Origin of the sequence: Imhoffiella purpurea, from assembly GCF_000585215.1 — a bacterium.
In the GTDB taxonomy this organism is placed as follows: Bacteria; Pseudomonadota; Gammaproteobacteria; order Chromatiales; family Chromatiaceae; genus Imhoffiella; species Imhoffiella purpurea.
Map to the genome: position 1 here is coordinate 45,909 of NZ_AONC01000076.1, position 10,282 is coordinate 56,190.

The window sequence follows — 10,282 nt, forward strand, 5'->3', positions numbered from 1 at the left end:
CCCAGTAACGTCACGCCCGGCGGGCGGACGTGACGAACGACGGCTTGGCGGGAATCTGGTGCTGGCGGGGCTATTCTGACGCCGGCTCGGATCCCTGTCCGGGATTCGCGTCCGTCGTCGGTCCGAGACGGGCCGTCAGGCCGTGACGTTGATGTTTCCGCCGACACCCTCCGGCAGGCCGGCGGAGCTGGTGCCAGAGACGGACTGGATCAGTTGGGTCGCCGCCTGTTCCTGGGTGTCCATCGCCTTCTTGAGCACGGAAACGCTCACGGCGTTGCCGACCTCCGCGTTGCTCATCGCGGTGGACAGTTGGCCGATGGCTGCGGGCGAGCCGCTGAACGAAGAGATATCCATGGGGCGATTTCTCCAGTGATGCTTTGAGTGGATACGGTATAAGTGGTTATCGGCACGCGAACCGGATTCTCAAGCGGGAGTATATCGATGAGGCCGTTTTCGGCCGACGAACGCGTCACAGATTCGAGCACATGTCGACTGCAGGTCGGATTGCGGCGAAGGCTCGATTGGGGCGGCGACGAGGAGCCGAGGAGCGGGAGGGCAAAAGAAAACCGGCGCGAGGCCGGTTTCTTCGTATGTGGTAGCGGGGGCAGGATTTGAACCTACGACCTTCGGGTTATGAGCCCGACGAGCTGCCTGACTGCTCCACCCCGCATCTGTCTGTATCGCCGCGCTTGGGCGCAGCCGAAAATGCTTGTCAAGTTGGCTGGCGCCTAACTGAGCTGCATATCATATTGTCTTTGACTGCTTCAGTCAAGGCCGGATGACCGAGCGACAGTCGACCGTTATCCGAGCGCGACTGCGGCGGGGTTGGGATAGACTGGGTGCGGCATCGATCCTTGTCGCGCCGGCGAGGGACGGGTTGGCGCCAATAGGGGATGGGGGAATGAGGTTCCATTTCAACTGGTTGGGGTTTTTCTTCTTGCTCGCTACGCTTGCGCTCGCTGGGGCCGCGTCGGCACGGGCACTGATGGTCAACGCCTACTATGGCGAGTATCTGGCGGACACCAAGGAACCGGGCATTTCTGCGGCCTCGCTGAAGGGACCGATTTTGGAGCCCTGGCGATTCGTCGAGCGGGCCCGAGGCTCCTATACGATCGGTGTGCTCTTTCCACAGCTCGAGGATTCCTACTGGGGCGCGGTCGATTTCGGGATCGCCGAGCGGGCGGTTTCGGGCGGCGTCGCCTTCGACCTCCTGGAAGCGGGGGGCTATCCCAACCTGGCCGTTCAGGTCCAGCAGCTGCATCGGCTGCGGGACCTGGGTGTGGATGGCGTGATCCTGGCCGGGGTGGCCTACGACAAGCTGGATTCGGAGGTGGCGCTGACGGTGGCGGCGGGAATTCCGGTGGTGGCGGTGATCAACGACATCCGGGCGCCGCGGATCCAGGCCAAATCGATGGTGCCCTTCTACGAGATGGGCGCCAAGGTGGGTGAATATCTGCGCGAAAAGCTGGACGTGCGGCCGCTGAAGGTCGCCTTCTTCCCCGGCCCCAGGGACAGCGGCTGGGCGCCCGAGAGCCTGGAGGGGTTCGTCGAGGCGCTCGAGGGCGTACCGGGGATCCGGACGCTGACGCCGCTCTGGGGCGATACCGACGAGAGAACCCAGCGCAGCCTGATTCGACGGGCCTTTCATTTCTATCCGGATATCGACTGTCTGGTGGGCAACGCGGTGATGGCCGAGGTCGCCCCGAGCGTTCTCGGCGAGCTCGGACGCCCTCCCGGGGCGGTACGCATCCTCTCGACCTATTTGACTCCGGAGGTCTATGCGCATATTCAGGCCGGCCGGATCGAGGCCGCGCCGGCCGATCTCAACATCGACCAGGGGCGTATCGCCATGGACATGATGATCCGGCTCCTGGACGGACAGCGCCCCGGGGTAGATTTCCCCTTCCGCGCCGGTCCGCAGATCCCGATCCTGACCACGGAGACCATCCGGGAGTATCCGTTCGAGCGTCTGTTCGGCGATCGCGGCTTCGAGCCGGTCTTGCGCTACCGACCGGACGTGTCCGAGGCCGAGGCGCCATGAAGATCGCCTACAAGCTGCTGATCCCGCTGGTGATGATCCTCATCCTCGGCTTCGGGTTGCTCTATGCCATTTGGATCCACTCGGAGCGGGCGATGATCGACGCCTTCGAGGAGCAGTCGGGCCGGGTCATCATGGATCAGCTGATGCAGGATCGCCAGCGGCGATTCGAGATCGAGCGTGGCTATCTGGAGTTCGTCGCCAGCATGGCGGCCAAGGTGGCGGTCGAGTTCGTCTCCAATATGAACTATGAGGGCATCGAGCAGCCGATCTCCGAGCTGCTTGTCCTCGATGGCGTCAAGGCCGTGCATGTCTTCGATGCCACCACGGATCAGACCTTCGTCGCCGCCTACCGGGAGGGCGGGCGCTCCCTGGTCGGTACCGAGCTGCCACAGGGTTTGGCGGACTACCAACAGTTTCGCCATCGGCTGACGGGCCACTTCGACGCTCGGGATGTCGATTACGGCTATATCGCGATCTACTACGACGACGCTCGCCTGCTCGGGGAGATCGATGCCATGGAGCATGTCTCGCTCGGTCGTATCGAGCAGATCAAGACGGACGTCCAGCACATGCTGGCGCGGCGGATCTCCTTCCAGCTCCTGGTCTTCGCCGCCGCCGCCCTGTTGCTCGCCGGTGGCGTCTTTCTGCTCGTCTATCGCTTCGTGCTGGTGCCGCTGCGCGCGCTGCACCTGGGGCTGGACGGATTCTTCGCCTTCTTGCAGCGCCAGGAGGATCGGATCGAACCCATCGCGCTGGGTGGCGGCGACGAGTTCGGCGACATGGCCCGCGCGCTCAACAAGAACATCGAGGTCAGTGCCGAGCTCCTCCAATCGATCAACGCCTTGAACGCGACGCTCGAGCAGAAGGTCGAGGCCCGCACCCGCCAGCTGCGTCTGGCCAACGAAAAGCTGGAGCTGAGCCTCGAGGGTGGGCGTCTGGGCTCCTTCGACTGGGACATCCCTCGCGACCGCTACAGCATCGACGTGGGCTGGGCGGACATGCTCGGCTTCGACCTCGGTGAGATGGGTCCGGGGCTCGATGCCTGGAAGTCGCTGGTTCACCCCGAGGACATCGCTTTGGTGAACGCGCGCTTCGGGCGCTATCTGGCCGGCGAGGTTCCGCACTACGAGTCTCAGTACCGGGTGCGCACCAAGGACGGCGGCTATCTGTGGATCCTGGCGCGGGGCAAGATCGTCGCCCGCGATCCCGATGGACGCCCGGTTCGGGTGGCGGGAACCCACATGGACATCACCCATATCAAGGAGACCGAGCAGCGACTCCTGGATGCGACCCAGCGGGCGGAGAGCGCCTTGGCGGAGCTGCAGTCGACCCAGGCGCAGCTCATCCAGTCCGAGAAGATGGCGGCCCTCGGGCACCTGATCGCCGGTGTCGCCCACGAGATCAACACCCCGCTGGGCGCGGTCAAGTCCAGCGGCACCAACATCGCCCACTCCTTGGAGCAGGCGCTGGGCAACCTGCCCGACCTCTTCGGTCTGCTCACGCAGGAGGAGGCGTCCCTGTTTCTGGACCTGCTGGCGCGCGCGCGGGCACAGACGGGCATCCTCCCCAGCCGCGAGGCACGTCGGCTCACCCGCGGGCTGACCGAGGAGCTCGAGGGAGAGGGGGTGACGGGTGCGCGCCGCATCGCCGACATCCTGGTACAGCTCGGGGTCCGCGACTCGCTGGCCCCCTATCTGCCCTTGATTCGTCATCCCCGCAGCGATTTCATCCTCGATACCGCCTACAGCATTGCGGCGATCGCGACCAATGCCGCCAACATCAACCACGCCGTCGAGCGTGCCGCCAAGATCATTACGGCGCTCAAGTCCTTTTCCCGGCTCGACGCGGGCGGCAAGCGCAGCGAGACCGACCTGCGGCAGAACATCGAAACCGTGCTCACCCTCTATCACAATCAGATCAAGCAGAGCACCGAGCTGGTGTGCCGCTATGCCGAGGTTCCTCCGCTGCCCTGTTATCCCGATGAACTCTGCCAGGTGTGGACCAACCTCGTACACAATGCCTTGCAGGCGATGGACTCTCGTGGCACGCTCAGAATCGCTCTCGAGGCCGAGAACGGAGCCGCCGTGGTGACCGTCGCCGATACCGGCGGCGGGATAGCGCCCGAGATCCGCGAGCGCATCTTCGAGCCCTTCTTCACCACCAAGCGGGCGGGCGAGGGCAGCGGATTGGGGCTCGACATCGTCAGGAAGATCGTCGCCAAGCATGGCGGCCATATCGAGATGGAGAGCGAGGTGGGTGTCGGCACGACCTTCAAGGTCTATCTACCCTATCCGGAGCCGAGATGATGGAGCAGGGGATCCTGCTGTGCGTGGACGACGAGATGATGGTACTCAGCGCCCTGCGGGATCAGCTGAGGCGCGTCTATGGCCACCGTCACCTGATCGAGATCGCGGAGAGCGCGGAGGAGGGCCTGGAGATCCTCGACGAACTGGCCGGCGAAGGCTATATCCCACTGGTCATCATCTCGGACTGGCTGATGCCCGGCATGAAGGGCGACGAGTTCCTCATCGAGGCGCATCGCCGCTTTCCTCACGTCATCAAGATCATGCTCTCGGGGCAGGCCGACGATGAGGCGGTTCTGCGCGCGCGCGCCCACGCCAATCTGCATGAGTTCATCGTCAAGCCCTGGTGCGCGGAGGTGCTGATCGCCTCGATCGACGCCGGACTCGACGCCTTCTGGCGGCGTGAGGGGGCATGATGGTCGCGCGCTCGCCGATGTCCGGGGCGACGCGGGGTCAGAGCGGGCAGGCTGCCGGCGGGCCGAGGCGGCGCGGATGACCCAGAGCGCGATTCTCTGTGTCGATGACGAGCCCATGGTCCTCAGCGCGCTGCGCACCCTGCTGGAGCAGCACCTCAAAGAGGTCCAGGTGATCGAGGTGGCCGAGTTGGCCGTCGAGGCGTTGGAGGTGGTGGACGAGCTGCTCCAGGATGGGATCGAGCTGAAGGCGGTCGTCGCCGATTACCTCATGCCTCAGATGCGTGGCGACGAGCTGCTGGTACGCATCCATCGGCGGTTGCCGCGGACCAAGACGATCCTGCTCACCGGGCAGAGCGACATCGGCGGGGTGAAGCGGGCGATCAACGAGGCCGATCTCTATCGCTTCATCGAGAAACCCTGGCACAACGAGGACCTGCTGCTGACGCTGAGGGGCGCGCTCACCGCCTACGACCAGGGGCGCGAGCTGGAGCGTCAGAACGATCAGCTGCGCCGGCTCAACGAGGAGCTGGAACTCAAGGTCGCCGAGCGTACCCGCGAGCTGGCGGAGAAGAACCGGGAGCTCGAGCGCCTCTCGGCTACGGACTGTCTCACCGGCCTCTGCAATCGCCTGAAATTGAACGAGGAGCTCGAACGCGAGCTGTCGCTGGCCAAGCGTTACGGCACGCCCTTTTCCATTCTGCTGATGGACATCGATCGCTTCAAACGGGTCAACGACACCTATGGCCATCAGGCGGGCGATCGCGTCCTGGTCGAACTCGCCGGCATCCTGCGCCGTTCCGTTCGCGACACCGACCGGGTCGGACGCTGGGGGGGAGAGGAATTCCTCACCATCTGCGCCGAGACCCCTCTTGCCGGAGCCTCGCGTCTGGCCGAGAACCAGCGTGCCGCGATCGCGGCCCACGACTTTCCGATCGTCGGCGGCTGCACTGCGAGCTTCGGGGTCAGCGAATACCGCGAGGGCGACAGCATCGAGAGCCTGATCTCTCGGGCGGATGCGGCCTTGTATCGGGCCAAGGAGGCCGGGCGCAATCGGGTCGAGGCCGGATGAGACCCTCGCCGCCCCACAGGCGGGGCGACGCGGGCCGATGCGGCATCCTCAATACAGCTCCGGGCGCCGATCCTGCAGATAGTCGGTGTTCTCCGGGTGCGTCGGGCCATAGTCGGAGGGGATGCAGTCGGCGATCAGAAGGGTCGGCTCGTTCTTGGCGGCGACCATCGGCTCGCCATGGGGATTGGCGATCACACTGTTGCCCAGGTAGCGCCCCACGGGCTCCGAGTCCAGCGTCTCGCCCTGGCAGCGGTTGCTGTAGCACACGAAGAGCCCGTTTTCCCAGGCGTGCGCCGGGATCAGGGTCTTGGCGATGTCCGGGTAGGCGGGCGAGGTCCATTGCCCGGTCGAGAGCCGGGTCGATTCGTCGGCCGCGGTGGGGATGACCACCAGCTTGGCGCCCTCGAGCGCGAGCCGTCGCGTGAGCTCCGGGAACTCGGCCTCGTAGCAGTTCAGCAGGCCGACCGGGAAGCCGTTGATCGCGTGGACGGTGAGAGCCGGTCCTTCCTCCGGGTAGAGATATCCGGGCGTCCAGATCTTCTTCTCGTCGGGGCCCCAGAGGTGGGTCTTGCGATAGTTCTTGAGCAGGCTTCCGTCGGGACCGAACAGGGCGATCGCATCGTAGTAACGGGTCTCGCCGGCGACCTCGGCCCGCTCGGGATAGGGACAGACGATGCCGATTCCCTTCTCCCCGGCGATCGCCGCGACCTCGCTCAGGGTCTCGTCACCGGGGCTCATGGCGAGCGCATAGAGCCGGTCCGGCGGCACCGCATAGCCGCTCAGGTAGAGCTCGGGAAAGCTGATCAGCTGGGCGCCAAGGCCGAGCGCGATCCCCGCGGCGGATTCGAGCCGGTCGAGATTGTGTCGCACGGCATCGGTCGTTCCCGCCGGCCCCGTGTCCTGGAACACGGCCAGGCGAATGCCCTGGCCGTGCGCGGGAGGTGTCGTCTTGATATAGCTGTTGATGATCATGGCGTCCTCGTTTCGGATGAGTGCCGCATTGGCTCGGGTCTGTCGCTCAGTGCGCGAACCGTGGTGCAGGTGCCCTGGGTTCGTGTCCGCTCAGTCCCTCGAAGTGATCGACCGCCTTGCCGATATCGGCGAGCAGCATCTCGGCCATGTCGGCGCTGAATCCCTCGCGCACCACGATGCGCAGCACCGCGACCTCCTCGGCATGCTCGGGCATGGTGTAGGCGGGCACCTGCCAGCCCGATTCGCGCAGCTTGTGCGAGACGTCGAAGACGTTGTAGCCCTGGATCGAGTCTTTCAGCTTGAAGGCGAAGACGGGGATGGTGCTGGCGTCGCTGACCAGCTCGAATGGACCGAGCGCCTCGATGCCCTGGGCGAGGGTCATGGCCGTGTCGCGCAGGGCCTCCATGATCTGGGTGTAGCCGGCCCGGCCGAGACGCAGGAAGTTGTAGTACTGGCCGACGACCTGATTGCCGGGGCGCGAGAAGTTCAGGGTGAAGGTCGGCATGTCGCCGCCGAGATAGTTGACGTGGAACACCAGATCCTCGGGCAGATCGGCGTGGCTGCGCCACACCACCCACCCGATGCCGGGGTAGACCAGGCCGTACTTGTGGCCCGAGACGTTGATCGACTTGACCAGCGGCAGCCGGAAGTCCCACTTCAGCTCCGGCTGCAGGAAGGGCGCGACGAAGCCGCCGCTGGCGGCGTCGACGTGCATCGGGATCTCCCAGCCGCTGGTCGCGTTCTGGGCGGCAAGTGCATCGTGGATGGCCTCGATCGGCTCGTACTCGCCGGTGAAGGTGGTGCCGAGGATCGCCACGACGCCGATGGTGCGCTCGTCGGTGCGCTCGATCACCTCATCGGGCGTGATCACGTAGCGGCCCTTCTGCATCGGGATGTAGCGCGGCTCGACGTCCCAGTAGCGGCAGAACTTCTCCCACACCACCTGGACGTTGGCGCCGAGGATCAGGTTGGGACGATGGGTGTCCTTGCCCTGCGCCCGGCGGCGCTCGCGCCAGCGCCACTTGAGCGCCATGCCGGCCAGCATCACCGCCTCGCTGGAGCCGATCGCGGAGGCGCCGACGCCCTGGTCCGGGGCGTTGAACAGATCGGAGACGATGTTGACGCAACGCGCCTCGATCTCGGCCGTGCGCGGGTACTCGTCCTTGTCGATCATGTTCTTGTCGAAGGCCTCGGCCATCAGCCGCTCGGCCTGCGGCTCCATCCAGGTGGTGACGAAGGTCGCCATGTTGAGCCGGGCGTTGCCGTCGAGCATCAGCTCGTCGTGGATGAGGTCGTAGGCGGTGTCGGGGGCCATCTCGTGCTCGGGAAGCCGGTACTTGGGCACCGCGTTCTGCATGCCTCGACGCGCATAGGCGGGCGCCAATAGCTCGTCGGCGTCTTCCGGGCGGATCGCTTCGATCTTCTTGGTCAGCATCTCGGATCACTCCGTGTGGGTGGCTCGGGACTGCGGGGCCGATGCTCTCACATCCGCGGGCGGGCTGTCCTTCGCGCATGCTCGTCGCCCGAGGGGGTATCTCGCGCGGCGATGCCCGGGCATGCGGTCAAATTCCTTGTTCGCAGTCTTCTCCCGATGCTAGGGTCCAGGCTCATCACAGAACCGGCCGCGATACACTCCAGCCACGGATGCCCGACACCAGCTTCAACTATCTGACCGCCGACAAGACGGACCTCTACCGCACCCTGATGCGCGCCTTCTCCGAGGCCAAGGAGCATTTCCTGGTCCACCTGCGTCCGGAGGACGTGCTTGATCGCGTCAGGCGCGACGGCCGGCAGCTCGATCTCGACGCCATTCAGGCCGCGCTCGGCCAGCTGGTCGAATGGGGCAACCTCCAGGCCGAGCCCGACACCAGCCGGGTCACCACGGTCGAGGACTTCTACCGCGCCCGCTATCTCTACCAGATCACCCGCGAGGGCGAGGCCGCCGAGGCCGCCCTGGCGACCTACGAGCGCATGCTCGGGCACCATGGCGCGCTCCAATCCGTGGCCCTGGCCGACATCGCCAGCCAGCTGCGCGCCCTGCGGACCCTGCTCGACGCCCAGGACGGCGAGGGCGAGATCGACAGCGCCAAGGCGCATCTGCTGCTGCGCGACATCACCCGTGTTTTCACCGATCTCGCCGACAACGCCCGCGACTTCATGGCGGGGCTGGCCCGAGGGCTCGATCTGCGCCGGGCCGAGCGCGCGGCCTTCATCGACTACAAGGATCGTCTGCTCGACTATCTGCGCCGCTTCATCGGCGACCTGGTGACCCGCTCCGCCGAGATCGCCGGGCTGATCCTCGACATCCAGCGGCACCCGGCCTTCCGCCCGCTGCTGGAGCGGATCGCCGAGCGCGATGCTGCCGACCTGGCCCCGACGCCCGGTCTAGACGTGGCCGAGCCCGTCCCACTCGACCCGGCCCTGGCCCGGGCCAGAATGCTCGACGAATGGCAGGCCCGCTGGTCCGGGCTCGAAGCCTGGTTCATCGGCTCGTCGGACCGGCCGTCCCAGGCCGAGCTGCTGCGCTCGCGGGCGCGCCGCGCCATCTCCGACCTGGTCGACGCCGTGGTCCAGCTCAACGAGCGCCGGCTCGGGCGCAGCGACCGCTCCGCCGACTACCGCACCCTGGCCGCCTGGTTCATGGACTGCGAGACCGATGCCGAGGCCCATCGACTCTGGCGCGCCGCCTTCGGGCTGACCCCGGCGCGCCATCTGGGCATCGACGACGACAGCCTGCAGGCCCGCGCCGAGGAGCCGGTGCCGCCGTCCCGCCCCTGGGCCGAGGCGCCGCCGCTGCGCATCAGCCCGCGTCTGCGCGAGACCGGCAGCCACGCCAAGCGCGGCGTCCCGCCAAAGGTCCGGGATCGCAGCGCGGACAAGCAGAAGCTGCGGGCGCGGCTGGACCGGGAGAGCCTTCAGGCGCGCGACGCCCGCCGCCGTCTGGCAACCGGCGAGGAGACCCGGCTCAGCGAGATCGGGCGCCTGGATCCTGCCAGCTTCGACCTCTTCCTGCGTCTGCTCGGCGAGGCCCTGGCGGCCACCCGGGATCCGGAGCAAGCCGTGCGGACGGTCACCGGCGATGGCACCATCGACATCCATCTGGAGCCCCTCGGACCCGAGACCCGCGCGGTCATCGAGACCCCGGACGGGGCCTTCGGCGGCCGCGACTATCGGGTGCGCATCACCGATCTGGAGTCCGGGGCGATCCCGGCTCCGCAGCCCGAGCGGACGCCGGAGCGGAATCCGGCGCCGGGCGACGAGGCCGCCGCATGAGCCAGACCAGTCTCGAACTCGGCGACCGACTCTCCCAGCTCAGGGAGGACGAGCGGCGCCGGGCCCTGCGCGCCCTGCTGATGCAGCCGCTGCTCTATGCCGATCACCCCGCCTACCGGCTGGTCAAGCGTCACATCGACTGGCTCCGGGAGTGGCTGCACAGCGAGACCCGCTGGGACCTGCGGCTCGAGGCCGACTTCGCCCGCCT

At 66.6% G+C, this 10,282-nt stretch carries 9 protein-coding genes and 1 tRNA gene; 6 read left to right on the plus strand and 4 right to left on the minus strand.

Annotation, left to right across the window (positions count from 1 at the left end; genetic code table 11):
- Nucleotides 1–135: 135 nt before the first annotated feature.
- Together D779_RS19445 and D779_RS19450 are read right to left on the minus strand one after the other, a co-directional pair.
- Nucleotides 136–354, minus strand: a complete 219-nt coding sequence (locus tag D779_RS19445; protein ID WP_043757575.1) for a YjfB family protein — start codon at nt 352–354, stop codon at nt 136–138.
- A gap of 239 nt (nt 355–593) precedes the next feature.
- Nucleotides 594–670, minus strand: a tRNA-Met gene (locus tag D779_RS19450).
- Nucleotides 671–901: 231 nt separating this feature from the next.
- On the opposite strand from D779_RS19450, the gene torT reads away from it, so the two are divergent.
- From torT to D779_RS19470, 4 genes are all read left to right on the plus strand, one after another.
- Nucleotides 902–2,041: a TMAO reductase system periplasmic protein TorT gene (gene torT, locus D779_RS19455; protein ID WP_081763613.1), complete on the plus strand. Its 1,140-nt coding sequence runs from the start codon at nt 902–904 to the stop codon at nt 2,039–2,041.
- Entirely contained in the window at nt 2,038–4,347 is a 2,310-nt protein-coding gene (locus tag D779_RS21340; protein ID WP_052348302.1) for a sensor histidine kinase, read from the plus strand. The genes torT and D779_RS21340 overlap by 4 nt, the downstream gene beginning before the upstream one ends.
- A complete protein-coding gene (locus D779_RS19465) occupies nt 4,344–4,760 on the plus strand; it encodes a response regulator (RefSeq protein WP_081763614.1) in 417 nt (138 codons plus the stop codon). Before D779_RS21340 ends, D779_RS19465 begins: the two co-directional genes overlap by 4 nt.
- Before the next feature lie 76 nt (nt 4,761–4,836).
- The gene (locus D779_RS19470; protein ID WP_043757625.1) at nt 4,837–5,829 is read left to right on the plus strand and encodes a GGDEF domain-containing response regulator; all 993 of its coding nucleotides are present in this window, start codon (nt 4,837–4,839) and stop codon (nt 5,827–5,829) included.
- A 48-nt stretch (nt 5,830–5,877) separates the two neighbouring features.
- Here the strand turns inward: D779_RS19470 and D779_RS19475 are convergent, their stop codons facing one another.
- Nucleotides 5,878–6,801 carry a carbon-nitrogen hydrolase family protein gene (locus D779_RS19475; RefSeq protein ID WP_043757580.1) on the minus strand — a complete coding sequence of 308 codons (924 nt, stop codon included), beginning with the start codon at nt 6,799–6,801 and terminating at the stop codon, nt 5,878–5,880.
- Between the two features lie 46 nt (nt 6,802–6,847).
- Nucleotides 6,848–8,236 carry a glutamate decarboxylase gene (locus tag D779_RS19480; protein WP_043757583.1) on the minus strand — a complete coding sequence of 463 codons (1,389 nt, stop codon included), beginning with the start codon at nt 8,234–8,236 and terminating at the stop codon, nt 6,848–6,850.
- Nucleotides 8,237–8,445: 209 nt separating this feature from the next.
- On the opposite strand from D779_RS19480, the gene D779_RS19485 reads away from it, so the two are divergent.
- On the plus strand, nt 8,446–10,074 hold the full coding sequence (locus D779_RS19485) for a TIGR02677 family protein (protein WP_043757585.1): 1,629 nt from the start codon (nt 8,446–8,448) through the stop codon (nt 10,072–10,074).
- Nucleotides 10,071–10,282, plus strand: a 212-nt coding sequence (locus D779_RS19490) for a DUF2398 family protein (RefSeq protein WP_043757588.1), incomplete at its 3' end; no start/stop codon positions are given. The genes D779_RS19485 and D779_RS19490, both read left to right, overlap by 4 nt.